Origin of the sequence: Rhizobium sp. X9, from assembly GCF_018873185.1 — a bacterium.
GTDB classification, from domain to species: domain Bacteria; phylum Pseudomonadota; class Alphaproteobacteria; order Rhizobiales; family Rhizobiaceae; genus Agrobacterium; species Agrobacterium oryzihabitans.
In genome coordinates, this window is record NZ_CP071311.1 from 497,963 (window position 1) to 523,404 (window position 25,442).

Annotated in this window: 19 protein-coding genes and 1 tRNA gene; 13 read left to right on the forward strand and 7 right to left on the reverse strand. The window is 60.6% G+C overall.

The annotated features are described in order from the left end of the window. Positions 1 to 41 precede the first annotated feature (41 nt). From JZY08_RS02435 to JZY08_RS02445, 3 genes are all read left to right on the forward strand, one after another. Entirely contained in the window at positions 42 to 1,187 is a 1,146-nt protein-coding gene (locus tag JZY08_RS02435; protein ID WP_003494284.1) for a site-specific DNA-methyltransferase, read from the forward strand. 554 nt (positions 1,188 to 1,741) lie between these two features. After that, positions 1,742 to 2,218 (forward strand): hypothetical protein, encoded by a 477-nt coding sequence (locus JZY08_RS02440; protein ID WP_216330886.1) that lies wholly within the window; start codon positions 1,742 to 1,744, stop codon positions 2,216 to 2,218. A gap of 246 nt (positions 2,219 to 2,464) precedes the next feature. Beyond that, positions 2,465 to 3,982, forward strand: coding sequence for a DegQ family serine endoprotease (locus JZY08_RS02445; RefSeq protein WP_216330888.1), 1,518 nt, complete (start codon positions 2,465 to 2,467; stop codon positions 3,980 to 3,982). A gap of 67 nt (positions 3,983 to 4,049) precedes the next feature. On the opposite strand, the gene JZY08_RS02450 is transcribed toward JZY08_RS02445, so the two are convergent. Both JZY08_RS02450 and mutY read right to left on the reverse strand, forming a co-directional pair. Beyond that, positions 4,050 to 4,661, reverse strand: coding sequence for an HAD family phosphatase (locus JZY08_RS02450; RefSeq protein WP_003494287.1), 612 nt, complete (start codon positions 4,659 to 4,661; stop codon positions 4,050 to 4,052). Next, positions 4,658 to 5,770, reverse strand: a complete 1,113-nt coding sequence (mutY, locus tag JZY08_RS02455) for an A/G-specific adenine glycosylase (protein WP_216330889.1) — start codon at positions 5,768 to 5,770, stop codon at positions 4,658 to 4,660. Before mutY ends, JZY08_RS02450 begins: the two co-directional genes overlap by 4 nt. Before the next feature lie 76 nt (positions 5,771 to 5,846). Here mutY and JZY08_RS02460 point away from each other — a divergent pair, with 76 nt between their 5' ends. The 5 genes from JZY08_RS02460 to JZY08_RS02480 all read left to right on the forward strand — a co-directional run bounded on the left by JZY08_RS02460 (position 5,847) and on the right by JZY08_RS02480 (position 11,904). Beyond that, positions 5,847 to 6,359 (forward strand): hypothetical protein, encoded by a 513-nt coding sequence (locus JZY08_RS02460; protein ID WP_253204042.1) that lies wholly within the window; start codon positions 5,847 to 5,849, stop codon positions 6,357 to 6,359. Between the two features lie 30 nt (positions 6,360 to 6,389). Beyond that, positions 6,390 to 6,914, forward strand: a complete 525-nt coding sequence (locus JZY08_RS02465; RefSeq protein WP_137037227.1) for a DUF721 domain-containing protein — start codon at positions 6,390 to 6,392, stop codon at positions 6,912 to 6,914. A gap of 112 nt (positions 6,915 to 7,026) precedes the next feature. After that, entirely contained in the window at positions 7,027 to 7,485 is a 459-nt protein-coding gene (locus JZY08_RS02470; protein WP_216330891.1) for a hypothetical protein, read from the forward strand. Between the two features lie 186 nt (positions 7,486 to 7,671). After that, the gene (locus JZY08_RS02475; RefSeq protein WP_216330893.1) at positions 7,672 to 8,352 is read left to right on the forward strand and encodes a DsbA family protein; all 681 of its coding nucleotides are present in this window, start codon (positions 7,672 to 7,674) and stop codon (positions 8,350 to 8,352) included. Between the two features lie 84 nt (positions 8,353 to 8,436). Continuing rightward, the gene (locus tag JZY08_RS02480) at positions 8,437 to 11,904 is read left to right on the forward strand and encodes a chromosome segregation SMC family protein (protein WP_216330895.1); all 3,468 of its coding nucleotides are present in this window, start codon (positions 8,437 to 8,439) and stop codon (positions 11,902 to 11,904) included. Between the two features lie 430 nt (positions 11,905 to 12,334). Here JZY08_RS02480 and JZY08_RS02485 read toward each other — a convergent pair whose 3' ends face one another. After that, positions 12,335 to 13,312 (reverse strand): VOC family protein, encoded by a 978-nt coding sequence (locus JZY08_RS02485; protein WP_216330897.1) that lies wholly within the window; start codon positions 13,310 to 13,312, stop codon positions 12,335 to 12,337. Between the two features lie 228 nt (positions 13,313 to 13,540). Here JZY08_RS02485 and ppdK point away from each other — a divergent pair, with 228 nt between their 5' ends. Next, positions 13,541 to 16,267 (forward strand): pyruvate, phosphate dikinase, encoded by a 2,727-nt coding sequence (ppdK, locus tag JZY08_RS02490; protein WP_216330900.1) that lies wholly within the window; start codon positions 13,541 to 13,543, stop codon positions 16,265 to 16,267. On the opposite strand, the gene JZY08_RS02495 is transcribed toward ppdK, so the two are convergent. The 3 genes from JZY08_RS02495 to JZY08_RS02505 all read right to left on the reverse strand — a co-directional run bounded on the left by JZY08_RS02495 (position 16,245) and on the right by JZY08_RS02505 (position 18,848). Then, positions 16,245 to 16,517 carry a hypothetical protein gene (locus JZY08_RS02495; RefSeq protein ID WP_082183877.1) on the reverse strand — a complete coding sequence of 91 codons (273 nt, stop codon included), beginning with the start codon at positions 16,515 to 16,517 and terminating at the stop codon, positions 16,245 to 16,247. The genes ppdK and JZY08_RS02495 overlap by 23 nt on opposite strands. Before the next feature lie 165 nt (positions 16,518 to 16,682). Further along, positions 16,683 to 17,279 carry a demethoxyubiquinone hydroxylase family protein gene (locus JZY08_RS02500; protein WP_216330902.1) on the reverse strand — a complete coding sequence of 199 codons (597 nt, stop codon included), beginning with the start codon at positions 17,277 to 17,279 and terminating at the stop codon, positions 16,683 to 16,685. 204 nt (positions 17,280 to 17,483) lie between these two features. Next, a complete protein-coding gene (locus JZY08_RS02505; protein WP_216330904.1) occupies positions 17,484 to 18,848 on the reverse strand; it encodes a dicarboxylate/amino acid:cation symporter in 1,365 nt (454 codons plus the stop codon). Positions 18,849 to 19,370: 522 nt separating this feature from the next. Here JZY08_RS02505 and JZY08_RS02510 point away from each other — a divergent pair. Beyond that, positions 19,371 to 20,291 carry a DUF1499 domain-containing protein gene (locus tag JZY08_RS02510; RefSeq protein ID WP_216330906.1) on the forward strand — a complete coding sequence of 307 codons (921 nt, stop codon included), beginning with the start codon at positions 19,371 to 19,373 and terminating at the stop codon, positions 20,289 to 20,291. Between the two features lie 265 nt (positions 20,292 to 20,556). On the opposite strand, the gene JZY08_RS02515 is transcribed toward JZY08_RS02510, so the two are convergent. Beyond that, positions 20,557 to 21,465: an MBL fold metallo-hydrolase gene (locus JZY08_RS02515; RefSeq protein ID WP_216330908.1), complete on the reverse strand. Its 909-nt coding sequence runs from the start codon at positions 21,463 to 21,465 to the stop codon at positions 20,557 to 20,559. Between the two features lie 202 nt (positions 21,466 to 21,667). On the opposite strand from JZY08_RS02515, the gene JZY08_RS02520 reads away from it, so the two are divergent. From JZY08_RS02520 to JZY08_RS02530, 3 genes are all read left to right on the forward strand, one after another. Next, positions 21,668 to 21,742 (forward strand) — tRNA-Gln (locus JZY08_RS02520). Positions 21,743 to 21,908: 166 nt separating this feature from the next. Then, positions 21,909 to 23,966 (forward strand): site-specific integrase, encoded by a 2,058-nt coding sequence (locus JZY08_RS02525; RefSeq protein ID WP_080842248.1) that lies wholly within the window; start codon positions 21,909 to 21,911, stop codon positions 23,964 to 23,966. 246 nt (positions 23,967 to 24,212) lie between these two features. Continuing rightward, positions 24,213 to 25,313 carry a hypothetical protein gene (locus JZY08_RS02530; protein WP_080842246.1) on the forward strand — a complete coding sequence of 367 codons (1,101 nt, stop codon included), beginning with the start codon at positions 24,213 to 24,215 and terminating at the stop codon, positions 25,311 to 25,313. The last annotated feature ends 129 nt before the right edge of the window (positions 25,314 to 25,442 follow it).

Genomic DNA, 25,442 nt, shown 5'->3' on the forward strand with positions numbered 1-25,442 from the left:
CATAAGCATCAGTAGAGAGTAAGCGTATGGAGCGAGTACCAATGGCAGCAGTTTTTCCGCTGGCCGATTTTCGGCGTGCCGGTTTTGATCGTGCGGGCGAGAGTGACGCCTGGAAAGACAGCATCATCAAAGGTGATTGTGTCGCTGCCTTGGATGCCCTCCCGAGCCAGTCGGTGGATGCGATTTTCGCCGATCCGCCCTATAATCTCCAGCTTGGCGGCACGCTTCACCGGCCCGATCAGTCGCTGGTCGATGCCGTCGATGACGAATGGGACCAGTTCGCCTCCTTCGAGGCTTATGACGCCTTTACCCGCGCCTGGCTGCTCGCCTGCCGCCGTGTGCTGAAGCCCAATGGCACCATCTGGGTCATCGGCTCCTACCACAATATCTTCCGCGTCGGCTCCATGCTCCAGAACCTCGATTTCTGGATCCTCAACGACATCGTCTGGCGCAAGACCAACCCCATGCCTAATTTCAAGGGTCGCCGGTTCCAGAACGCCCATGAGACCATGATCTGGGCCAGCCGCGATCCGAAAGCCAAGAACTACACCTTCAACTACGATGCGCTGAAGGCCTCCAATGACGATGTGCAGATGCGCTCCGACTGGCTGTTCCCGATCTGCAGCGGCCATGAGCGGCTGAAGGGTGACGATGGCAAGAAGGTGCATCCCACCCAGAAGCCGGAAGCGCTGCTGGCGCGCATCATCATGGCCTCCACCAAGCCGGGCGACATCGTGCTCGACCCGTTCTTCGGCTCCGGCACCACGGGTGCGGTTGCGAAACGTCTCGGCCGCCACTTCGTCGGCATCGAGCGCGAACAGGATTATATCGATGCGGCCTCCGCCCGCATCGCCGCCGTCGAGCCGCTCGGCAAGGCGGAACTGACCGTCATGACCGGCAAGAAGGCCGAACCGCGCGTGGCCTTCAATACGCTGGTGGAAAGCGGGCTTGTCCGCCCGGGCCAGGTGCTGACGGATGTGAAACGCCGTTATAGCGCCATTATTCGTGCCGATGGTACTCTGGCATCCGCCGGGACCGCCGGCTCCATTCACCGCCTCGGCGCGAAGGTGCAGGGTCTCGACGCATGCAACGGATGGACGTTCTGGCACTTCGAGGACGGCGACGAATTGAAGCCGATCGATGATCTCAGAACCATCATCCGCAGTGAAATGGCAAAGGCCGAATAGTCAAAAGCCTTGGAGGCTGAAGACGGACGATCCACCGCCCGCCCTTGTCAGGATACGTCTCCGTCCGGTTTAGTACCTTCAGTCCCGGATGGAGAACGACCAACGCCCGGCACCTCGGTGTCGGGCGTTGGTATATTCGAACATTTAATTTTAGCTAGACAAGTTTCGCGCAAGAGACCGGCCATAGTGTCTGATGCAAAGCAGTGGTTGTGAAAATCCGGTTCGGACAGATCACGAAAACATTGCTGTCCCATGCCGCTTGCGGCAGGACTGGCGCAGGCCGGAGACCGCCATTTCCGCCTGCGCCAATTTTCTTTTGTGGTTTCCGCAGGCTTTCATGAGCCGCCACGACGGCCCGCCCGGCAAAGACAAGTTCCCCAGCCTTAACAATAGATGTCCTGCGCGTTACGGAAGATTAACGTGACGCTATACACGCCCGGGAGTACATATTCTTCCAGGCTGAGTGTCGCCGGCGGTTGAAGAGAATCGCGACGCGACGATGCGAGACAGCCGGATTCGCGGGCCTTTGCCTGCGATGAACAAGGAGGCGTGCCATGCGCTCGCTTTTCAGGACAGTCACAATAGCATCCTTCATTCTGGCGGCCGCCACGGGCGGCGCTTTCGCGGCCGGACATTCGCATGGCGAGCATTCCGGCTCGGGTGGAATGCATAGCGATCGCTCTCATGATTTCGACCGCGGTGGGAGACATTTCTTCCGCCATAACGATGACGACCTGTTCATGAACAACATGTCCATGAACTATACCGCCCCTGCCGCTTACGGGCAGAGGCCGCATCTGGTCCGTGTACTTCATGAGCTTCGTGTCGCCGACCACCGGATCGACTTCGAACGCCAGCAGGGCAGGCTGAGCGCAAGCGCTTTCAACAGGCTCGAAAATCAATCATCCGCAATCCGCACCCAGACGCTGAAAACGGCTGACATGCATCATGGCCATATTCCCATGAAGGCATTTTCCACCCTTCAGGGCGAAGTCCGGCAACTTGACCGGAACATCGTCCGCATGAGCTGACTGGGGCTTTCCCGTCCTTGTGCGGCAAGGACCGGAAAGACTGGCAAAGACCGTGCCGGAGAGCGGTGACGGGGCACGAACCCGCCCTCCGGCCTTCCAGATTATCACCCCTTGGGGTTGCGCGGATTTCGAAAGAAACGATCGGAAATTCAAAAAACCATGCGCCCGGCCGGATGCATGGAGAGCGGACCTGCCTGCTCCCCTGACGGCCAAGGCCTTGAGGATGTCCTTGAAAGGAGAAACATCATGTCCACTATTCTTCGCAGATATCACATCGCAGCTTTGCTTGGCGCAGCCTTTGTCGCCGCACCGCTTGCAATGCCGCTCTTTCTGCACAACACGCCCGCTTTCGCCCAGGCCGGATTATCGGCCGTTCCCGGCCCGGTAACATCCGGCGGTTCCTTCGCGGGGATCGTCGCCTCCGACAAGCCGGCGGTGGTGACGATCACCACTGAAATGAAAACGCAGGAGCAGGCGACTGATGATGCCACCCCCTTCGAGGAACAGTTCCGCCAGTTCTTCGGCGAGCAGGGTATTCCCATGCCGCAGCAACAACCCAAGCAACGCCAGCCCCAGCAGGCGGAAGCGCTCGGTTCGGGCTTCATCATCTCGCCGGACGGCTATATCGTCACCAACAATCATGTCATCGACAATGCCACCGCCATCAAGGTGACGCTGGATGACGGTACGGAGCTTCCCGCCACGCTTGTCGGCGCCGACCCGAAATCGGATCTGGCCGTCGTCAAGATCACGGCGCCGAAGCCCCTGCCGGTCATCTCCTGGGGTGATTCCGACAGGCTCAAGGCCGGCGATCAGATCCTTGCCATCGGCAATCCGTTCGGCATCGGCACCACGGTCACGGCCGGCATCGTCTCCGCCCGCGGCCGCGATCTGCACAGCGGACCCTATGACGATTTCATCCAGATCGACGCGCCCATCAATCACGGCAATTCCGGCGGCCCGCTGGTCGATGTCGAGGGTAAGGTGGTCGGCATCAACACCGCCATCTACTCGCCAAATGGCGGCAGTGTCGGTGTCGGTTTCGCCATTCCTTCCGATCAGGCGCAGAATGTCGTCGTCCGTCTCATGAAGGACGGTTCGATCCAGCATGGTTTCATCGGCGTCCAGATCCAGCCGGTGACGCCGGATGTGGCGAATGCGATCGGGCTGGCAGCAGCGGAAGGCGCGCTGGTCGCCAAGGTTGATGCCGATACCCCCGCAGGCCGCGCCGGCATAAAGACCGGTGATGTGATCACCGCGCTTGGCGGACAGGCGATCAAGTCGCCGCGCGATCTGTCGCGCATGGTCGCCGATCTGTCGCCCGGCCAGAAGGAGCATGTCACTGTCTGGCGGCAGGGAGAAAGCAGGGAACTCCTGATTACCGTGGGTGGAAACGACACCCAGAGCGGCGGGCAGCCCTCCACCGATAATGGTCAGCAGCAGGGCGACGCGTCATCGCAATCCCTGCCGATGATTGGTCTTGGTCTGGCGGACATAACGCCAGCCGTTCGTCAGGCTCTCAACCTGCCGCAGGGCGAGACCGGGACGGTGGTTGAAAGCATCGCGCCGTCGAAGCCTGCCGCCGAGGCCGGCCTGCAGGTGGGGGATGTGATCGTGTCGGTCAACCAGACCGCGGTGAAGTCGGCAAGCGCCGCCAAGGCCGCGATTTCGCAGGCGGGAAAGGCAGGGCGTAAATCCGTTCTGCTACTGGTCCAACGCGGAGACGCGCAGACCTATCTTGCCGTGCCATTCGCACATGGCTGAAGCCAGCATTCCGGAAGGAACCGGACGATAAAGGGCAACTCCACCGGAGCTGCCCTTTCTCTCATTCTCAAGCATCGATACCGTAGGATCGCAGATCCTGTTTAAGCTTTTCAGCGCCGGTGAAGTGCACCGCCTGCCAGCCGGCGGCCTTGGCGCCTTCGACATTGACGAGCGTATCGTCGATGAAAATGCTGGCGGCGGGGTCAAGACCGAATTCCCGGGCGTGCAGCTCGTAGATCGCCACATCCGGCTTCAACAGCTTCACGTCGCCAGACACCGTCACGCCGCGCGGCAGCGTAAGGAAGGGGAACATCTTCTGCGCCTCGCGGAAGGTATCGGAGGCGAAATTGGTCAGCATCGTCACGTCGTGGCCTTTGTCGATCAAGCCAGTCATGATCGCGACGCTGTCGTCATAGGAATGCGAAACCATCTCGTGCCAGAACTTGCGGAAGGCGCGGATATGCTCTTCCCGCTCGGGAAACTGTTCCATCAGCAGCGCCTCGGCGTCTTCCCAGCCGCGTCCGCGATCCTGTTCGAGGTTCCAGTCATGGGTGCAGACATTCTCGAAGAACCATTTGCGCTCGTCGGCATCGGGAATGAGGCGGCTATAGGGAATATGCGGATCGTAATGGATCAGCACCTTGCCGATGTCGAATACGATATGCTCAATCTTGGTCATCGAAATTTCCTGCGTTCATCGAATGCGGATGGAATAGCTTGGGCGATGACTTTTTTCATCACCGTTGGCAGCGCCTGTGCGTCAAGATTTGTAACCGGCTCCCACCATCCGTCATCGGGGCCGGTTTCAAGACAGTCCCGCACCTGCGCGCGATAGACCGTGAGCCTGAGCTCGAAATGGGTAAACACATGCACGATGACGCCCGCCGCCTGCCAGGCGGCCGCAAAGGGCGCGTGGGTCGTGTCCGTGCCGCCATCCAGGCGGGCGGTCCATGCCGTTGTCGGCACTTCGGTCATGCCGCCGAGAAGGCCGCTTTCGATGCGTCGCCTGAGCAGGATTTCGCCGTTTGCATTCACCGCCACGAAGGCGGCTCCCAGCCGCACCGGCTTTGCCTTTTTCGCGGCCTTGACCGGAAAACGCTCCGGCTCGTCATGGGCAAGCGCAAGACAGCTGCCATTGAACGGACAGAGGGCGCAGGCCGGCCGCTTCGGCGTGCAGATCGTGGCGCCCAGATCCATCATCGCCTGGGCAAAATCACCCGGCCGGTCGGAAGGGGTAAGCTCCGCCACCTTCGCCTTCATGGCGGGTTTGGAGCCGGGCAGGGGCGCATCTATCGCAAAAAGGCGGGAGATGACGCGCTCGACATTGCCGTCCATCACCGCCGCCTGCCGGTTGAATGCGATGGCCGCAACTGCCGCCGACGTATAATCGCCGATGCCGGGCAATTTCTTCAGGCCCTCTTCGGTATCCGGAAAGACACCGCCATGTTCTTTCGCCACCGCTTCCGCGCATTTTTTAAGGTTGCGGGCGCGGGCGTAATAACCAAGCCCCGCCCATGCGGCCATCACATCTTCCACCGGTGCCGCCGCCAGATCGACGACACTTGGCCAGGCGGCAAGAAACTTCAGGAAATAGGGCTTCACCGCCTGCACCGTCGTCTGCTGCAGCATGACTTCGGAAAGCCAGACATGATAGGGATCGGCACGTTTTCCCTGTGCCGCCATGGCCGGAGACGTACGCCACGGCAACTCGCGATGGTGGCGGTCATACCATGCGAGAAGTCGTTCTGCCGTTGGATGTGATAGGTCTTGGCGAGCATATGTATTCATTGCCGCTGAACATAGTCGCGGCGCGGCAATCTGCAACAGGGCGCGACCGTGGCGAAGTGGAAAATCGCGTCCGGTGATGAATGCCGTCGACACCCGTCGTCCGATTTCGAAGAAAGGAAAACCGATGCCGAACGCGCTTCTCGATATGATACCCCAGCCACTCCTGTCCGTTATCGGAGTTCTGCTTTCCCTCTACATTATCGGGCGGCTGCTGAACCATCTTGGCCGGATGTATTTCGGGCTGGAAAACAGCGTGGCTTTTGTCGTGGCGCGCGTGATCCGCGAAATTGGCGAACTGGAGAAAATGCGCTCGAAGCCCTCGCGGCGCTTTCGCATGTTTGAATCCGGTTTCTGGGCGCTTTTTTGTCACGTCCTGTGGATATACATGTTTGTCGTCTTGGCATGCATGTTGGTGATCGCCCTTATGTCGGATAAGCCCGGGATGGCGCATCTGAAGATTTTGGCGGTGGCCTATTTCCTCTTTGGATGTTTGGTGGCGCGAATGATAAGCTTGGGCGCCCGCAGGGACTGGCGGCGATTCCGCGCGCTCCTGCGCGGTGAAGGAGATGACGATGGCGCGATCGTTTGAGGTCGGTTTTTCGCCTCTGTCGAGGAAAGCATGAAAAAACCTGCAAATTCGTTCCGCAAGGGCGTCGTACAGATCGCCGAAGTCGCCAATGGCATCATGGATCCGGTCCTGTCGAAACGGGCGGGTATCAACACGGCGCTGCTCGGCTCGTGGGATGAGATCGCCGGCGATGACTTTGCCGATTGCACGCGGCCGGAGAAAATCACCTGGCCGCGCCGCGACGAGGGGCCGGATCGCGGCGGTTACCAGCCGGGTGTGCTGACGATTGCCTGCGAGGGCGCGCGCGCCCTGTTTCTGACCCATGCGCAGGGCGAGCTCATTGCCCGCATCAACGGGTTTTTCGGCTTTCCGGCAGTGCGCCAGATCAGGATCGTGCAAAAACCGGTCTCCCAGGCCGTTACCCGAAGGCGAAAACCCCAGCCACTGCGCGGCGACGCCGCCAAACGCCTCAACGACATGATGGACGGCATCGAGAGCGAGGCGCTGCGCAGGGCGGTGGAAAGGCTGGGTACGGCGGTGATGCAGAAGAAGCCACCGCAACGAGGGCTGAAATAGGAAGAAATTTTACTGGCGGTTGATTGCTTGATGGAAAATAGAATTTAATTCTCTATTTCAATTTGTTGGCTGCCTATTTCCGAATTACTCCATGGTCCAAAGGAGTATGCCGATGGAAATCAAGGAAACAGCTGAAATGTGGGTCGTGCGCATTGCCAGGCGCCTGCGGATACCCGACGTCAAACAGGCGGCTGCCGAATATGCGCCGATAATTGAAAAGCAGATTGCTGATCATGGGCTGAAGGCCGATGGGCCCTGGGTTTTCATTTCCCGCAATCTGCCGAGAGACAGTAAAACCCTTTTCGATTGGGAAATATGCCGGCCGGTAGAAAAGCCCGCGCGGCCTGACGACGCAATTGCGCTTCATCATCTCGAACCAATCATGGTTGCAAGCGCTGTGCATCAGGGATCGCTGCGGTCGTTGTTCACCAAAGGATATGCTCCGCTGGTTGCGGACATAGAAATGTCCCGTCACCATTTCTCAGGCGAAAGCCGCGAAGTCTATCACAACTGGAACGGCCCCGGTTCATCCTACCACCATATTGAAATACAGTTTGGGCTGTCCCGTTGAGGTCACGAAAGGCATTCGCTTGCTGCGGCGATTGTTCGCACCCCTGCATTTTAATGCTTTCGCCTTCCCGAAGTCACGATTCTTTGACAATGAAGTTCTAGAGCCCGCTTGTCGCGCTGCCAGTGCCGGTGGTATCGGGTTAGCGAATTGCGCATCAGGCAGTTTCAAATCAACACGGGTGTTTCCATGCCGATTTCCGAATTGAATATTACCAGACGCGGCCTGCTCGGCGGCGTTGCTCTTGCTGCCATTGCCACGGCCCTGCCGTTTGCCTTCACGCCCGGTGTTGCCGAGGCGCAGGAACTGCCTGAATCCACCGGTGACGTGGATATGGCTGCGGTGATGAAGCCCGGCCCGCTGCCGGAAGCGGCGCTCGGCGATGCGAATGCGCCCGTCAAGATCGTCGAATATATGTCGATGACCTGCCCGCATTGCGCAAACTTCCACAACAAGACCTTCGACGAGATCAAGAAGAAGTACATCGATACCGGCAAGGTCTATTTCGTGCTGCGCGAATTCCCGTTCGATCCGCGTGCGGCGGCCGCCTTCATGCTGGCGCGCTGCGCACCGGAAGGACAGTATTTCCCGTTCGTTTCCATGCTGTTCAAGCAGCAGCAGAGCTGGGCTGTGGCACAGGATGCCCGTGCGGCCCTGCTGCAATTGTCGAAAATGGCCGGTTTCTCACAGGAGTCTTTCGAGGCCTGCTTGACGAACCAGAAACTTCTGGATGATGTGAACGCAACGATGCAACGCGGTGCGACGGAATTCGGCATCAACTCCACGCCGACTTTCATCATCAACGGCAAGAAATATGCAGGAGACATGTCGGTTGAATCCATGTCGGCTGTCATCGACAAGCTGCTCTGATCGCCGAACCCCTAAAGGAACGGGCGGCGGATATTTCCGTTCGCCCGTTTTTTATTGCCGTATTTCTGTCCGGAGCGTTGCGGTATGAAGTTCAACAAGCTCCGCGTCGTCGGTTTCAAATCCTTCGTTGAACCTTCGGAATTCATCATCGAGCCGGGCCTGACCGGCGTCGTCGGCCCGAACGGCTGCGGCAAGTCCAATCTGGTGGAAGCGCTCCGCTGGGTGATGGGCGAAAACTCCTACAAGAACATGCGCGCATCCGGCATGGATGATGTCATCTTCTCCGGTTCCGGCAATCGCCCGGCCAGAAACACCGCCGAAGTCGGCCTTTATCTCGACAATTCGGACCGCACCGCGCCCGCCGCCTTCAACGATGCCGATGAAATTCAGGTGACACGCCGCATCGAGCGCGAAAACGGCTCCGTCTACCGCATTAACGGTAAGGAAGCGCGCGCCAAGGATGTGCAGCTTCTGTTTGCGGATGCCTCCACCGGCGCTCGCTCGCCCTCCATGGTGGGGCAGGGGCGTATTGGCGAACTCATCAACGCCAAGCCGCAGGCCCGCCGCCAGCTGCTGGAAGAGGCGGCCGGCATTTCCGGTCTGCATTCCCGCCGCCACGAGGCCGAGCTTCGCCTGCGCGCCGCCGAGGCCAATCTGGAGCGGCTGGAGGATGTGACCGCCCAGCTTGAAAGCCAGATCGAAAGCCTGAAACGCCAGGCGCGACAGGCCAATCGTTTCAAGATGCTGTCGGCGGATATTCGCTCCCGCGAGGCGACCCTGCTGCATATCCGCTGGGTGGAGGCGAAGGACGCGGAGGGTGAAGCGGAAAGCGCGCTCAATCAGGCCACGAATATCGTTGCCGAAAAGGCGCAGGCGCAGATGGAAGCGGCAAAACAGCAGGGCATCGCCAGCCTGAAACTGCCGGAACTGCGCGAGGATGAAGCGCGTGTGGCCGCCGCCCTGCAACGCCTGCAGATCGCCCGCACCCAGCTGGATGACGAGGCAAACCGCCTGTTGCGCCGCCGCGATGAGCTGGCGCGCCGGCTCTCCCAGCTTGGCGAGGATATTGTCCGCGAGGAACGGCTGGTCTCGGACAATGCCCAGATACTCGCACGGCTCGATGAGGAAGAGGCCGAACTTCTCGAAATTCTCGCCGATTCCGGCCGCCATGCGGAAGAGATGCGCGAAGCCTTCGAGGCCGCTGCCGCCAAGCTCACCGAAAGCGAAGCCGTTTTCACGGCATTGACCGCAGAGCGCGCCGAGGCCGCTGCCGGACGCCAGCAGCTGGAAAAGGCGATCCGCGAGCTTTCCGACCGTAAACTCCGGTTGGAACGCCAGTCGCAGGAAGCGTCCTCCGAGATCGGTGCCGTCGATGAAAAACTCTCCGGCCTTCCCGATCCGTCCGAGCGCCGCGAGGCGGTGGAGGCTGCCGAGATCGCGGTGGAAGACGCGCTGATCGTGGCGGAAGAGGCCGAAGCCGCCGTTGCCGCGGCGCGCTCCGCCGAAGCGCTGGCGCGCGGCCCGCTGGAAACGGCAAGAAACCGGCTGAACGCGCTGGAAACCGAAGCGCGCACCATCACCAAGATTCTCGCCTCCAGCGCTGCCGCCACCGGCAGCTTCACGCCGGTTGCGGAAGAAATGACGGTGGAACGCGGTTTTGAGGCAGCGCTCGGTGCCGCCCTTGGCGACGATCTCGAGAGCTCGCTTGATCCCGCCGCTGCCGCCTACTGGGCCGGCAATGGCGACGGTGCCGGCGATCCCGCTCTGCCGCAGGGTGTAAAACCGCTTCTGGACTACGCGAAGGCACCGGATCCCCTGCGTCGCGCGCTCGCCCAGATCGGCATTGCAACCGATACTGCGCAAGCCCTGCACCTAATGCCATCGCTGAAAACCGGCCAGAGGTTGGTGACGCGCGAGGGGGCGCTGTTTCGCTGGGACGGCCACATCGCCAGCGCCGACGCACCGGGAGCGGCGGCCCTTCGTCTGGCGCAAAAGAACCGCCTTGCGGAAATAGAGACGGAGCTTGAAGAGGCCCGTTTCGGTCTTGAGGAAGCCGAAGAGCAGCTCTCCATCAGAACCGAGGATATCCGAAGCGCTGAATTGCGGCTATCGGAAGTGCGCGACAGAAGCCGACTAGCGACGCGCCAGCTTGCCGAAGCGCGAGAGGCGCTCACCGCCGCCGAACGCGCCTCGGGCGATCTTCTGCGCCGTCGCGATATCGTTTCCGAAGCGCTGAACCAGATCGGCGCGCAGATCGACGAGATCGTCGTTCAGGAAGAAAACGCCCGCATCGAAATGGAAGACGCGCCGGATCTTTCCGCCCTTGATCTGCGCCTGCGTGAAAGCCAGCTCGAGGTCGCCACCGATCGTGGCCTCTTGGCGGAAGCGCGTGCCCGCCACGAAGGGGTGAGCCGCGAGGCGGAAAGCCGCCAACGCCGGCTGCAAGCGATTGCGCAGGAGCGCTCCACCTGGGCATCGCGCGCCGCAAGTGCCGCCGATCACATCGCCACCCTGCGTGAACGCGAGGAAGAGGCGCGCGAGGAAATAGCCGAGCTGGACATAGCGCCGGAGGAGTTTGACGAGAAACGCCGCAACCTCCTCAGCGAGCTTCAGAAAACCGAAGACGCCCGCCGTCAGGCCGCCGACCGGCTGGCGGAGGCGGAAAACCTGCAACGCGCTGCCGACCGGGTTGCCGTGACGGCGCTTTCCGAACTGGCCGAGGCCCGCGAAAAACGCGGACGCTCCGAAGAGCGGCTGGTCTCCGCCCGCGAGAAGCGGCAGGAAACCGAACATCGCATCCGCGAAACGCTGAATACCGAGCCGCATATGGCGCTGCGCCTGACCGGTCTTGGCCCGGACCAGCCGAAGCCCGATATTCGCGATGTCGAGCGCGATCTTGACCGGCTTAAGATCGAGCGCGAAAGGCTTGGCGCGGTCAATCTGCGTGCGGAAGAGGAGCAGGCCGAGCTTTCCGCCAAGCTCGCGGCCCTCATCAAGGAACGCGATGACATTATCGACGCCGTACGCAAGCTGCGCGCCGGCATCCAGAACCTCAACCGCGAGGGCCGCGAACGGCTGATTGCGGCCTTTGATGTGGTGAATTCGCAGTTCCAGCGGCTTTTCACCCATCTTTTCGGTGGCGGTACGGCGGAATTGCAACTCATCGAATCCGATGATCCACTGGAGGCAGGGCTGGAAATTCTCGCCCGCCCGCCGGGCAAGAAACCGCAGACCATGACGCTGCTTTCCGGTGGCGAACAGGCGCTGACGGCCATGGCGCTGATCTTTGCCGTCTTCCTCACCAATCCAGCACCTATCTGCGTGCTGGACGAGGTGGACGCGCCGCTGGACGACCACAATGTCGAGCGTTATTGCAACCTGATGGACGAAATGGTGGCCTCCACCGAAACGCGTTTCGTCATCATCACCCACAATCCCATCACCATGGCGCGCATGAACCGCCTCTTCGGCGTCACCATGGCCGAACAGGGCGTCTCGCAACTGGTGTCCGTGGATTTGCAAACCGCCGAACAGCTGCGCGAAGCCGTCTGAGCGTCTTTTTCCAGTCATCATCCATCGTGAATTTATCTGGCCGCATCACCCATTCGGGTGGACGACAATGCGCGGCGTTTTGTTATGGTTAGTACAGAAGCCCAAGAGTGCTCTCCCAACCCCACCATCCGGTTTCCTGTACCGGATGGAATGCCTTGCGAGGCCGCTGCCGTGGCCTCGCAAGGCTTTCTTTATTGGTCTCGTGCTCTCTCGATCTCTCGGTCCCTCATTCCTGTGCCTGTCACAGGAATCCAGCCAGCCCAAGTCGTTGGGCTGAAAAGACTCTTCCCCGCCACGCAGACGCGTGTCGGCTGGATGCCTGTGACAGGCACAGGAACGAGGGAGTGGGGATGTACCGCTTGCGGTATTCAGACGAAGTGGCGCAGGAATTCCTTTCTGGCACCTACTCCGCCTCAAGCCGTCGCCCAACTCACGCGGGCACTAGCCGCAGCCGCGTGCCCCAGGGATCCATTGCTTCCACAACTTTGTTCTCCATCTCCACCAGCACATAACCGGCCGCCCGCAGCCGTGTTTTCTGCACTTCTAGGTCGGCGGGATTTTTGATGGTGAGCGAAAACCAGTCGAGGCCGGTTTCGGTGGTGTTACGGCCTTTTGCGCCCCGGCTGTTCCAGGTATTGACGGCCAGATGGTGATGATATCCGCCTGAAGACAGGAAGGATGCATCCGTGCGGGCATCCTGTGTCGGTTGCAGGCCGATAGCCTCCTCGTAAAAGGCGCGGGCGGCGGCAATCTCGCCGACCCGCAGGTGAATATGGCCGATGCGCATCCCCGTGGGTGCGGCTTCATAATCGCTCTTCCTGGTGTTGGTCAGCGCCACGAGATCGTCCACATCAAGCGGTTCGGTGCCCATTTTCACCACACTGCCGCTCCAGACCCAGCTGTCGCGCGGCCGGTCGCTGTAAACCTCGATGCCGTTGCCCTCGGGATCGTTGAGATAGATCGCCTCGCTGACATTGTGATCGGCAAAACCGGAAAGCGGCACCTGTCTGAGCGCCGCATGCACCAGCCACCGCGCCAGATCCTTGCGGCTGGGCATCAGATAGGCGATGTGGAACAGGCCGGCTGAAGTGGGGCTTTCGTAATCGGCGGCTGGTTTGTGGACGAGATCAAGCAGCGGCACGGTGCCGACGCCGAGCGTCACGCCCCTCGATGTGCGCTCCACCTCGTTCAGCCCCAGCACGGAACGGTAATAGTCGATCATCGGGTCAAGTTCGCGAACCCGAAGGGCGGCCTGGCCGATATGCATGGGGGTCGTCAGCGCAAAGGGAAGGGCGGTGCCGGCATTTGCGGCGGGCGTGCCGCCTTCTGCTCTCAGAGCACCGGCAAAGGCGGTCGCGGCGCAAGAAATTCCGGCAAATTTCAACGTATGGCGGCGAGTAAATTGCATGAATAATCTCTTTTTGGGCGATGTGAATGGCTTAGGGAACACTCCGTTTCTCCGCACTACACGAATGCGTCAGCAACGCTGTTATTTTGCTTTTGCGGCAATTCTGGCGCGCAATTCGCCGCAATTATGCTGCACTGCGATGTAAACTGCACGTTGCGGCGTTTCCAACATGCTGCCAATGCTGTAGATGATAGAAAAATGACAACGCTTCTGGGTGGAGAGCGTGGAATGAAAAAGTGGGTTTATACCTTCGGCAACGGTGCTGCCGAAGGCCGGGCAGGTGACGTTGCTATATTGGGCGGCAAGGGTGCAAACCTTGCCGAAATGGCAAGTCTCGGCCTTCCCGTTCCTCCCGGCCTCACCATCATAACCGATGCCTGTGCGCTTTATCACAAGAACGATCGCGATCTTCCCGAGGAGCTGAAGCTGCAGGTCATGGCCGGGCTTCATGGCATGGAAGCCGTGACCGGCAAGACATTCGGCGGCAGCCAGACGCCGCTGCTTCTGTCGGTCCGCTCAGGCGCGCGCGCCTCCATGCCGGGCATGATGGACACCGTTCTCAATCTCGGTCTCAACGACCGCACCGTCGAGGCGCTCGGCCACGATGCGGGTGACGCGCGTTTTGCCTGGGACAGCTACCGCCGCTTCATCCAGATGTATGGCGATGTCGTCATGGGCCTCGACCACGAACTTTTCGAGGAAATTCTCGAAGACGAGAAAGGCCGCCTCGGTCATGAATACGATACCGATATGTCGGCAGTCGAATGGCAGCACGTCGTCTCGCTTTACAAAAAGCTGATCGAGGACGAGTTGGGCGAAGCCTTCCCGCAGGACTGTCATGTCCAGCTCTGGGGCGCAATCGGCGCGGTGTTTGCCAGCTGGACGAACCATCGCGCCGTAACCTACCGGCATCTGCACAATATTCCCGGAGACTGGGGCACGGCGGTCAACGTCCAGGCCATGGTCTTCGGCAATCTCGGCTCGTCCTCGGCAACCGGCGTCGCCTTCACCCGCAATCCTTCGACGGGAGAGGCGGAGCTATACGGCGAATTCCTCGTCAATGCGCAAGGGGAAGACGTGGTGGCGGGCATCCGCACGCCGCAATCCATCACCGAGGCTGCGCGTCTGGTCTCCGGTTCCGACAAGCCCTCCATGGAAAAGCTGATGCCGGAGGCTTTCGGTGAATTCCTGGCGATCTGCAGGCGGCTGGAAAACCACTATCGCGACATGCAGGACCTGGAATTCACCATCGAGCGCGGCAAGCTCTGGATGCTCCAGACCCGTTCCGGCAAACGCACCACCCGCGCCGCCATGAAGATCGCCGTCGATATGGTCGAGGAAAGGCTGATCTCGCAGGAGGAAGCCGTCTGCCGTATCGAGCCGTCCTCGCTCGACCAGCTGCTGCACCCGACCATCGATCCCGGCATTTCCCGCCCGGTGATCGGCTCCGGCCTGCCGGCCTCACCGGGGGCTGCGACGGGCGAGATCGTCTTCACCTCCGAAGAGGCGGTCGCCGCCGAAGCCGAAGGGCGTCGCGTCATTCTGGTGCGCATCGAAACCAGCCCGGAAGATATTCACGGCATGCATGCCGCCGAAGGCATTCTGACCACACGTGGCGGCATGACCAGCCACGCCGCCGTGGTGGCGCGCGGCATGGGCATTCCCTGCGTCACCGGCGCCGGCTCCATGCGGGTCGACATGCGCAACAAGGTTCTGATCGGCGTCGGCTGCATGCTGAAACGCGGCGATGTCATCACCATCGACGGTTCCTCCGGCCGGGTGCTGAAGGGCGAAGTGCCGATGACGCAGCCGGAACTCTCGGGCGATTTCGGCAAGCTGATGGAATGGGCCGACGGGCTGCGCCGCATGACAGTGCGCACCAATGCCGATACACCGGCCGATGCGCGCGCCGCCCGCGCCTTCGGTGCCGAAGGCATCGGCCTCTGCCGCACCGAACATATGTTCTTCGAGGGCGACCGCATCCATGTGATGCGCGAGATGATTCTCGCCGAAAGCGAAAAGGGCAGGCGGGCCGCGCTCGACCAGCTTTTGCCGATGCAGCGCTCGGATTTCACCGAACTCTTCCAGATCATGCATGGCCTGCCGGTAACGATCCGTCTGCTCGACCCGCCGTTGCACGAATTCCTGCCGAAGACCGATGGTGAGATCGTCGAGGTGGCCGCCGCCATGGGCATGCCGCAGACGGTGTTCCGCCAGCGGCTGGATGCGCTGCACGAATTCAACCCCATGCTCGGCCATCGCGGCTGCCGGCTTGCCATTTCCTATCCCGAAATTGCCGAAATGCAGGCACGCGCCATTTTTGAAGCGGCGGTTGCCGCAGCACGTATCACCGGTGCGCCGGTCGTGCCCGAAATCATGGTGCCGCTGGTCGGCCTCCGGTCCGAGCTCGATTACGTCAAGGCCGTCATCGACACGGTGGCGGCCGAGGTGGCGGAAGAGACCGGCATGACGCTCGAATATCTGACCGGCACGATGATCGAGCTGCCGCGTGCGGCCCTGCGCGCCCATGTCATCGCGGAAGCCGCGGAGTTCTTTTCCTTCGGCACCAACGACCTGACGCAGACGACCTTCGGTATTTCCCGCGATGACGCGGCGCGCTTCATCAATACCTATCAGCGCAAAGGCATCATCGAGCGCGACCCGTTCATCTCGCTCGATTTCGACGGCGTGGGGGAATTGATCCGCATCGCCGCCGAACGCGGCCGCCAGACGCGGCCGGAACTGAAGCTCGGCATTTGCGGTGAACATGGCGGGGATCCGGCCTCAATCCATTTCTGCGAGGATGCCGATCTCGACTACGTGTCCTGCTCGCCCTTCCGCGTGCCCATCGCCCGCCTGGCCGCGGCGCAGGCAACGCTGGCCGCGAAGAGGGATGAGGGCAGGGTGGCGAGCAATGTCGCCTTCATTCCCGTCAGGGGTTCTGTCGGACGATGATCTGACGTTCGACCACCACCGGCCTATAGAACATGTCGCGGTTCATCTGCGCCTGCCAGGCGCGGTTGTCGGCGCGGCGGTCTAGATCAAGGTCCAGCAGGCATCCGGCCATCTGGTCCGTACCGGGGCGGAAACCATAACCCCGGCATGTCGCCTCGTCCCGCGCCCGGCGCTCTTCCGGCGTCAGCGTCTGGCAGGCGGTGAGTGCCAGCATGGCGGCAAGCGCACCGAAGACGATGGAAACGCGCATTTTTTTCTCCCTTGAACATGACAGCCGTACGGCACTTTTATTGCCGCGATTGATACGCCTGTTTTCATGTGGGGAAAAGCCGCGTTGGGGCGGAAAGTTGCATTGGATCTGGGCTTGCGGAAGGCGAACGGGCTTCGGGTTTTCAACAATCTGGCGGTCGCGCTGTCACGCCCGCTTGGAGAAGGCCATTTCAGCGCGCATCCAGCTCGAATCTCCCCACGTCGAGAGCCAGATCATCAGGTCGGTGAGAAAGCCGATAATTGGCAGAAGCAGCCTGTGGCCCAAGCCGCGTGTCGTCTGGTTTTTCTCGGCCTCCTGCAGATGAGCCAATTCCTGTTCTTGAATAGAGGCGATCAGTTGATAGAGATCGGGATCTCTCGCCTGCAAAAAAGCCAGCTGATCTTTGAGATGGCGGTGAACAGTGCTTTCCACGGCCTCGGTGCAAATCCAGACCATGTTACGCCCGCCAAGCGCAGTGAGAAAGCCGAGTAAAAAGCCTCCGAGGCTCCAGAAAGCCATAACGCGACAGGGTTTGGCGTTTCTGGAAGGCATGGCTTCCAGAAACTGGTGGCAATGATCTATTTCGTCGTCACGCATTTCGCGAAGTGCCAGTACGATATCCGGAAACAGCCGACGGGCGACCCAGATCTGTGCTCCGTAGATGCGGATAGCGCCAAACTCGCCAGCATGATTAACTTTGAGAATGCGTCGAACGGTGAGAGCCGGGTCGTGTTTGCTGAAACTATCGGACATATGAAGCATTGCCTACGCTTATCCGTTTCTGGAATCTGTATTACCGATATTGTCGACGATGGCCGCCTCTCTCAATGCCACCAAGCAAATTTTACGACCGTTTTGCGATCACAGACGTCAAATATGAACACAGCCGCCTCGCATTGCTGGCGGCTGTATTGATTGTGACACCGCTAAAATGATCGAAATCATCAGCGAAGTGCGCAGTCGGCGTTAGGCCGTCGCGACCTCCCGGTCATCGAGCGCGTCGATATCCTTGGCGTTGTTGTAGACGGCTTCGTTCAGAATACCCTCGCGCTTGGCGACGATGGTGGGTACCAGCGCCTGACCGGCGACGTTGACCGCCGTGCGGCCCATGTCGAGGATCGGGTCGATGGCGAGCAGCAGGCCGACACCTTCGAGCGGCAGGCCGAGCGTGGAGAGCGTCAGCGTCAGCATCACCACCGCGCCGGTCAGGCCGGCGGTTGCTGCGGAACCGAGTACGGAGACGAAGACGATCAGCACATATTCCTGGATGCCGAGCGGCACCTGGAAGAACTGCGCGATGAATATCGCCGAAATCGCCGGATAGATGGCGGCGCAGCCGTCCATCTTGGTGGTGGCGCCGAGCGGCACGGAGAAGGCGGCATATTCGCGCGGAACGCCGAGGCTCTTTTCCGTCACGGTTTCGGTAACGGGAAGTGTGCCGATGGAGGAACGCGACACGAAAGCGAGCTGGATGGCCGGCCATGCGCCGGCAAAGAAACGCGAGGGTTTCAGGCCATGGGCGATCAGCAGCGCCGGATAAACCACAAAGAGCACCAGCGCCAGACCGATATAGACAGCCGCCGCATACCAGCCGAGCTGCGACAGCGTCGTCCAGCCATATTGGTCAACTGCGCGGCCGAGCAGGCCGATCGTGCCGATCGGGGTGAGCCGGATGACCCACCAAAGGATTTTACGCACGATGGCGAGCAGCGACTGGTTGAAGGCGAGGAACGGCTCCGCCGCCTTGCCGGCTTTCAGTGCCGCAACACCAAAGGCAATCGATACCACGAGCAGCTGCAGCACGTTGAAGTTTAGCGAGGTGCTGCCGGAACCGTTGTTGATTTTGGTAGACGCTTCGAGGCCGAAGACGTTGGCAGGAACGAGGCCCTTGAGGAAGTCCAGCCACGAACCGGTGGAGGACGGCGCAGCCGCAGCCGTATTGGCAATCGCCGTGTTGACGCCAGGCTGGATGACGAGGCCGAGCACGATGCCGATGACCACGGCGATCAGCGCCGTGATGGCGAACCACAGAAGCGTCTGCCATACCAGCTTTGCCGCATTGGAGAGGTTCTTGAGATTGGCGATGGAGGCGACGATGGCCGTGAAGATCAGCGGCGGAACCAGCGCGCGCAGGAGCTGCACGAAAATGCTGCCGATGGTCTGCAGCGTCACGGAAAGCCAGTTCGGGCTGCCGGCGGCATCGGGACCGATATTGCGCGCAACGAGCCCGAGCAGCAGGCCGATGACCATGGCGATCAGAACCTGAAAGCCGAAATTGCGATAAAAGGGTTTGGCCCCGGAGGGGCGGACGGGCGTCGTTGCCTGTGACATGGCGTGTCTCTTTTTTATGCAAGAAAGCGAGAATGATGCACGTTTTACACGCATTCTCGAAGGAAGGGGCCGAGAATACGCCGATTTCCTCATCAAATAAGGGATGAGCTTGCGTATTTGTTGCACTACCGGTGCATTATTCTCTTATGGGCAGACAATGCGGAAAAATATTCTCGCCATCGTCGCCCTGGTCACGCACACGCTCGAACCGATGTTGGAGGCTCGGAGCCTTTAGCTTGGCAACGCCGTGACAGCACGCTCCCCCACACCGGACTGGATCCGGGTCCATTGCGATCACGTCTCCGATCGTGGGAGTCTTCTTCCAATGCGCACACGCCGTTGCGTCATACCGGATAAGGTCCGGCATGACGTTGGAAAGGTTTGCGCACTTTAGCATCGGATCAGACCCGTCCTTTGTTTTCACCGCAAATCCGGTCTATGACATCATATGCAGGTGATTCCCTTGCCAGATTTCGGGTGCAACGCTTTTACGCCAATGCGATCTTACGGATATCCGCTTCCATGACTGTGCGTTTCGTCCGGCCTTTTTCGGTTGCAGCCTATCTTTCCCGCTATCTTGGTCTGGCGGCGCTTTCGCTTTTTCTCATCGCCGCCGGCATTCACCGCTTCGGGCCATTGACGACGCCTGATCTCGTCGGGCTGCTGACGATTGCCGCCGGAATTGCCCTGGTCGCCGTGCTTCTGGCGTTGATCGGCCTCGAACGGTTATGGACGAAAGGTGCGCGGGGCGGCCTTTCGGCAGTTGCGGCGCTGCTTCTGTCGGCTCTTCCGCTCGGCGTCGTCGGTTATGGTGCCTTTCTCTACTGGCAGCAGCCGAAGATTTACGACATCTCCACCGATCTTGCCGATGTGCCGGAATGGCTGGTGATGCCGGCTGCCAACCAGCAATGGCTGGTCAGGCCCGCAACCGCTGCGAAAGAGGACCGCGATGCGCAGGCCGAAGCCTATGCGAGCCTCGCCGGACGCCGTTACGAAGGCGCGATAGACCGCATTTATGCCGCCGCCAAAAAAATGGCTGCCGCTCAGAACATTCGCATCACCCATACCAAGGGCGTCATCGGCGCGGTGGAGGCTCCTCCGGTCGTCATTCCGGAACAGGGCAAGACGCCGCCCGCCGAGGAGGGGCCGGTGGAGGATCTGCCCTCCATCGTTCCGGTGCCCATGGCGCGCCCGGCAGAAGCGCCGCAACCCACCTTCTTTAATGGCAGCGGGGTGGTGCTGATGCAGGGCGAAACCCGCACACGCATCTGGGGCCTGCGCTTCGATATCCTCATTCGCCTCAAGGAAGAGGCGGAAACCACCATCGTCGACGTGCGCGTCGCTTCCCGCTACGGCCCGCACGATCTCGGCATGGGGGCTGCGATTGCCGAAGCCTATCTCGATGCGCTGGATGCGGAAATGCAGGGGTTGAACGACAATTGAGCCTTTTCCGATAAGTGAGGTTTGCGGCAGTGCGTGTCGCTGCGTCGCTGCCGCTCGATTCTTCTCCCCGCCGGGGAGAAGATGCCCCGAAGGGGCAGATGAGGGGGCAAGCTTTCGGTCTATCGCTAACGTCGCCCCCTCATCCCGCTGCCGCGACCTTCTCCCCGGCGGGGAGAAGGAGACAAGCCGCACCCGTCCCATCAATGGGGCAACGGGGATGAGGTCTTAACAAGTTTTGAAATGTCGCGCGCAAGGATGATACCGGCTATGCCGGAAAATATTCCCCCAGCAGCGAAGGCGCACCCTCTGTCCGCACCTCACCCTTCTCGATCAGGTCTTCGATATGGGCGAGCACGGAAAGCGCCGCTGCCCCATGCAGGCGCTTGTCGGTGCTGGCGTAGATCACCTTCACCATGTCGGCGATCCGCCGGTCTCCATCTTTGATGCGCTTCAAAACCGCTTTTTCCCGCATGCGCCGATGGGCGCGCAAGCCCCGCATGAAGGCGGCGGGATCGGTGACCGGGCCGCCATGGCCGGGCAGGAACAGCCGGTCGTCGCGGGTGAGCAGCCGTTCCAGCGAGGCCATGTAATCGCTCATCGCCCCATCCGGCGGCGCGACGATGGTGGTGGCCCAGGCCATGACGTGATCGGCGGAAAAGACGATGCCGCTGCCTTCGAGTGCGAAGGCGGCATGGTTGGCGGTGTGGCCCGGCGTGTGCAAGGCCGTCAGTGCCCAGCCGTCGCCGGAAAGGCTCTGCCCGTCGCCAAGCGCGATATCGGGCGCAAAAGCGGTGTCGGAGCTTTCGGCAAAGGGATTGGTCTCCCCCACATGCAGCGGACGGGCGGCCCGGTGCGGGCCTTCCGCCACCGTCAGCGCCCCGGTCGCCTCCTTCAGCCGCCGGGCAAGCGGCGAGTGATCGCGATGGGTGTGGCTGACGAAGATATGGGTGACCTCGCGGCCATCAAGCGCCGCCATCAGCGCCTGAAAATGCGCCTCATCCTCCGGGCCGGGATCGATGACGGCGACGGAACGGTCGCCGACAATATAGGAATTGGTGCCATGGAAGGTGAAGGCGGAGGGATTGTTGACGGTGATGCGCTGAATGAGCGGGGCGACGGGAACCGCCTCGCCATAGGCCGGCTGGAAATCGAGATCGAATGCCGGGTCCGCCATCGAGACCTCCTGAAAAATGCCATGCCACCCAGAGCCACGGCCTCAGCCGCGCCATCGCCAAGCCCTAACATGCCATGTCAGGCACGGCATCCAAAAAGCTTGGATTTTGTGAAAAAATAAGTCGCCGGGTCATTGCCGGGCCGGGCAGGCTTTGCTAATCAGGCGCGGTTCAGGCAGCGGCGTTTCGCCCACGCTGCCCTGTTGGGGCGTCGCCAAGCGGTAAGGCACCGGTTTTTGGTACCGGCATTCCCAGGTTCGAATCCTGGCGCCCCAGCCAAGCTTCCCTTTTCAAGCCAGAATCGCGGTTTTCCAGCTCTTCCGAGTTAGCTGGGAATCGAATTCGGGGCACTGTCGTACAGGATTGTCTTACACGACTGTCGTACACAGCTGTCTTACAGGAAGGGTACCCAAGTCCTGCTCACCCTCTTAGGAAAGGGTTTAGCATGGCAACGATTCAACATGTCTACAAGCGCGGTTCCGTCTACTGGTGGCGGCGTCGTTTACCACTTGGAACAGGTGTTCATGCTTGGGTGCGGCTCGAAATCAGCCTGCACACCAAGGAACTGGGACGGGCGCGGGTCGTCGCTCCCGAGGTGACGCTTGCCAGCCATCGTCTCCTGCCCAGCCTGAGACACAATATGATATCGCCGGAAGACGCAAAGAAAATCCTCATCCAAGCCGCCAAGCAGCACAGCTTCCATCTGGATGCGATGATGGCCATCGGTTCGGGGGCAGGCGTGGACGCCGCAAACAAGCGGCAAACGGAAATTCGTACCGGTTGGGCGTTTCGCCTGTTCGCAGCCCAGGGGATCAATGCAAGGGTTGGTCCCGACGAAGAGCGTGAAATGCGGGCTGCCGGCCTTGATGATGAAATGGTCCAGGGCGTTTGCGAGACAATCGCATTCCTCAGCACCAACGGCTTCGGCCAGATTGGTCGCCGCCAACTGGAAGCGATCCTCAAGGAACACAACATCGCACCGGCGGAAGCGCACATCCTCCAGGCCGAGCAGCTATGCTTGCGCGGTATGTCGGCGGCGTTGCTCAATACCGAGCGGCGATGGTCCGGTGTCCGCCCTGACGATATTGCCCTCCTGAATGCGGCGCTTATCGGAGATATGGCAGCGGCGGCTGCATCGCATGCTGCGCCGACTCCGGCCATGTCGCAGCAAACGTCGGTAGCGCCATTGGCGAACCGAACAGCGCTGTCGTTTTCGCAACCGGTAGCACCTCCAGCGAAAGTGGTTACGCCGGTTAGTGCAATAGCGGTTGCCGCCTCTCCGGCCGAAACCGAGGATGAGATCGATCTCGACGACGAGGACGAGGCAGAGCTGGAACTGCAAGAGTCGGACAGGGGGCTCGTCGAGATCGTCCGGCAGGCAGCAGAGGAGAAGGTTGCCATCGGGGAGTGGCGATCGGATATGATCAAGCAACAGGTCAGCGTCGCCAGGCTATTTGTCCGCTTCGTTGGGCACGATCAGCCGGCGCGCATGCAACAGACAAACATCTCGGAGTTCCGCAGCATGCTGTTCAAGCTGCCGAAAAACCACGGCAGGTCACCAAAAGATCACATCATCCCGCTCAGTGAGCTTTTGGCCCGCGCCAAGGGCCTGCCGCCCGAGGAGGTTGGCTTGTCGCCCGGGACGATAAACCGCTACATGACGCAGATCAGCAACATCGTCGACATCTGCAAGCACGCCGGGTATCCCTTCGGCAATTTCGAAGGCGTTTCTGGCCTGCGAGCCAAAAGGAGGGGTGACGTCAGAAATGAACGCGGACGCTTTTCCACTGAGGAAATCCGGACGATTTTTTCGCTTCCTGTGTGGGAAGGCGCGGCCAGTTTCGACGAGCGCTTCGCGAGCGGAGAGGAGGTTTTTCATGATGCCGCCTATTGGGTTCCGCTGCTGGCGATCTATATCGGAGCGCGCCGGGAGGAAATGTGCGGCCTGCTCCTGTCGGAGGTTGAAACCGACCAGGGTCTTCCGTGCATCCGCATCGAAAAAAATTCCATGCGCAAGCTCAAGAACGAGCAATCGAAGCGACGTGTACCGGTTCATCCGGAGCTGATCCGACTGGGCTTTCTCCGATATGTTGAAGAGCTTCGCACCCTTGGTCATGAATTGCTGTTTCCTGAATTGAAGGCCGCATGTGCAACGACACCGATGGGCGACGTGTTTGACGACAGCTGGCAAAAAATCCGGGCGGCAGCGCTACCCCGGGCCAAGGAGGAGGGAAAGGTGCTGCACTCCCTCCGGCACTGGTGCAACGACGAAATGAAGCAGGCCGGTACTCAAGCGGAAATCAGGAAGGACATCCTGGGACACAGCAACGAAGGGGTGAACGAGGGTCGCTATACGAACCCAGCACGCCTGCGTGTCATGGCCGATGCTCTGTCAACATTGCCTTTGCCGACCGCGCACCTGAAGGCTCGTCCCATCCATCTGACCGAGTCGGTTCTGACGCATGCGTCCCGTCCGGCTCGAGCCAGGAAATCTGCTACGTGAGAGATTTTGAATCAATCATTAATTGAATTAGTGATTGTGCAATTAAAATACAAACTAAAAAATTTCGCCGCGTTGAATTCATTGAGGAATCCAGCGCAGCGATTGGCGGAAATCTCTTGTATATGGAGAAAAAACGTTAAAATACAGAGTGTTGACAATCGCGGTTGTAACACCTTTCCGAAATCCATGTCACCATTATCTCACGGTCATCGATGAAGACCGGATGAAAACGGAGACAAGAAACGAATGGCGAAATACACCCATAGGAAGAGGCAGGCGATCGCCGAGACCAAGCCGGGGCAGACCCTCAGCCGGGCCCAGAAGGACGAGCTGAAGCGGCTGGGCGATGCCTTTCACTCGCTCGGACGTCGGACGACAGCGCAGGCCTACGAGGTCGGCGGCTACCTCGTGCGCGCAAAGTCCATCCTCCCGGAGAAAGCGCTCGGCGCGTGGATAAAGGCGGTGTGCAAGTTCACGCCGAAGACCGGTCGCAACTACATCGCGGTCCATACCAACCTGATGGACTACAAGGAGCGCCTCGAGGCCGCGGCGGTCGCTCCGACAGTCCTGTTCGTGCTGGCCTACGCCGAGCAGCCGAACGTCGAACGGGTCATCTCGGCAATCGAGGCCGGCGAGGAGCTCACCGTCGCCCAGGTCAAGGCGATGGTCGGTGCGGTGCCTACGAAGAAGGCGAAGAATGAAGCGGTCCTCGACGTTGGCGGAATGGCCGGTCTGCGCAAGATAGCCGAGCTGAAAGTCGAGGAGGACTCGGTGAAGTTCCTCCAGCTGACAACCGGCATCCTGAAACGGGTCGAGAAGGCCATGGAACCGCTGGCGCAAAACCGTGCAGTGTTCAAGGGTCCGTTGCAGGAATTGGTCATGGACGACTGCAAGCACGCGCATGATCTGATCAACAGCATCGCGGCCCCCTTGCAGCCGGCGATGGTTGCGAGCGTCAACTGGCGGCCGGCCAAGCTGACGGAAGGCACGACCTGGCGCAAGGTGCAGGAGCTTCTGTCCGCCATGGGTGGAGCCAACGGCTGGCCGGGCAAGGAAGACTTCGTCCCCTGGCTTCAGGCCGAGGTCATTCCCCTGCTGCGCTTCGTCGTCCACGGTGAAGCCTTGCACGACGACGCTGACGGGGAGGATCGTGCGGATGCCGCCGCTCCGCTCGACGAGGAGGCTGACGACGGGCTGCTCGCATTCGAAGACATGCCCTCCAAGGTACAGGAAACCGTCGAAAATGCCCTGGAGATCGTGGCACCCGAGCGCCGGGACGAGATCAGGAGCCAGATCGTCTTCGATCCCAAGCCCCTGAAACGCCAATACAGGAAGCTGGCAGCTTGAAGATGACGTCCAGGAGCCCCGCCGCCGTGCGGGGCTATTTTTTTGTCCGCTGGCTGCCGCGTGTCCCGTTAACCATACCGGGGCTCTTTGTTCCGGATGCGTTCTGACCGGCTTGCCGGACGCGATTCT

Bases quoted from the DNA above. Each gene is read 5' to 3' on its own strand.
- JZY08_RS02435 (WP_003494284.1), top strand. From the start codon at position 42: ATGGCAGCAGTTTTTCCGCTGGCCGATTTTCGGCGTGCCGGTTTTGAT.
- JZY08_RS02440 (WP_216330886.1), top strand. From the start codon at position 1,742: ATGCGCTCGCTTTTCAGGACAGTCACAATAGCATCCTTCATTCTGGCG.
- JZY08_RS02445 (WP_216330888.1), top strand. From the start codon at position 2,465: ATGTCCACTATTCTTCGCAGATATCACATCGCAGCTTTGCTTGGCGCA.
- JZY08_RS02450 (WP_003494287.1), bottom strand. From the start codon at position 4,661: ATGACCAAGATTGAGCATATCGTATTCGACATCGGCAAGGTGCTGATC.
- mutY (WP_216330889.1), bottom strand. From the start codon at position 5,770: ATGAATACATATGCTCGCCAAGACCTATCACATCCAACGGCAGAACGA.
- JZY08_RS02460 (WP_253204042.1), top strand. From the start codon at position 5,847: ATGAATGCCGTCGACACCCGTCGTCCGATTTCGAAGAAAGGAAAACCG.
- JZY08_RS02465 (WP_137037227.1), top strand. From the start codon at position 6,390: ATGAAAAAACCTGCAAATTCGTTCCGCAAGGGCGTCGTACAGATCGCC.
- JZY08_RS02470 (WP_216330891.1), top strand. From the start codon at position 7,027: ATGGAAATCAAGGAAACAGCTGAAATGTGGGTCGTGCGCATTGCCAGG.
- JZY08_RS02475 (WP_216330893.1), top strand. From the start codon at position 7,672: ATGCCGATTTCCGAATTGAATATTACCAGACGCGGCCTGCTCGGCGGC.
- JZY08_RS02480 (WP_216330895.1), top strand. From the start codon at position 8,437: ATGAAGTTCAACAAGCTCCGCGTCGTCGGTTTCAAATCCTTCGTTGAA.
- JZY08_RS02485 (WP_216330897.1), bottom strand. From the start codon at position 13,312: ATGCAATTTACTCGCCGCCATACGTTGAAATTTGCCGGAATTTCTTGC.
- ppdK (WP_216330900.1), top strand. From the start codon at position 13,541: ATGAAAAAGTGGGTTTATACCTTCGGCAACGGTGCTGCCGAAGGCCGG.
- JZY08_RS02495 (WP_082183877.1), bottom strand. From the start codon at position 16,517: ATGCGCGTTTCCATCGTCTTCGGTGCGCTTGCCGCCATGCTGGCACTC.
- JZY08_RS02500 (WP_216330902.1), bottom strand. From the start codon at position 17,279: ATGCTTCATATGTCCGATAGTTTCAGCAAACACGACCCGGCTCTCACC.
- JZY08_RS02505 (WP_216330904.1), bottom strand. From the start codon at position 18,848: ATGTCACAGGCAACGACGCCCGTCCGCCCCTCCGGGGCCAAACCCTTT.
- JZY08_RS02510 (WP_216330906.1), top strand. From the start codon at position 19,371: ATGACTGTGCGTTTCGTCCGGCCTTTTTCGGTTGCAGCCTATCTTTCC.
- JZY08_RS02515 (WP_216330908.1), bottom strand. From the start codon at position 21,465: ATGGCGGACCCGGCATTCGATCTCGATTTCCAGCCGGCCTATGGCGAG.
- JZY08_RS02525 (WP_080842248.1), top strand. From the start codon at position 21,909: ATGGCAACGATTCAACATGTCTACAAGCGCGGTTCCGTCTACTGGTGG.
- JZY08_RS02530 (WP_080842246.1), top strand. From the start codon at position 24,213: ATGGCGAAATACACCCATAGGAAGAGGCAGGCGATCGCCGAGACCAAG.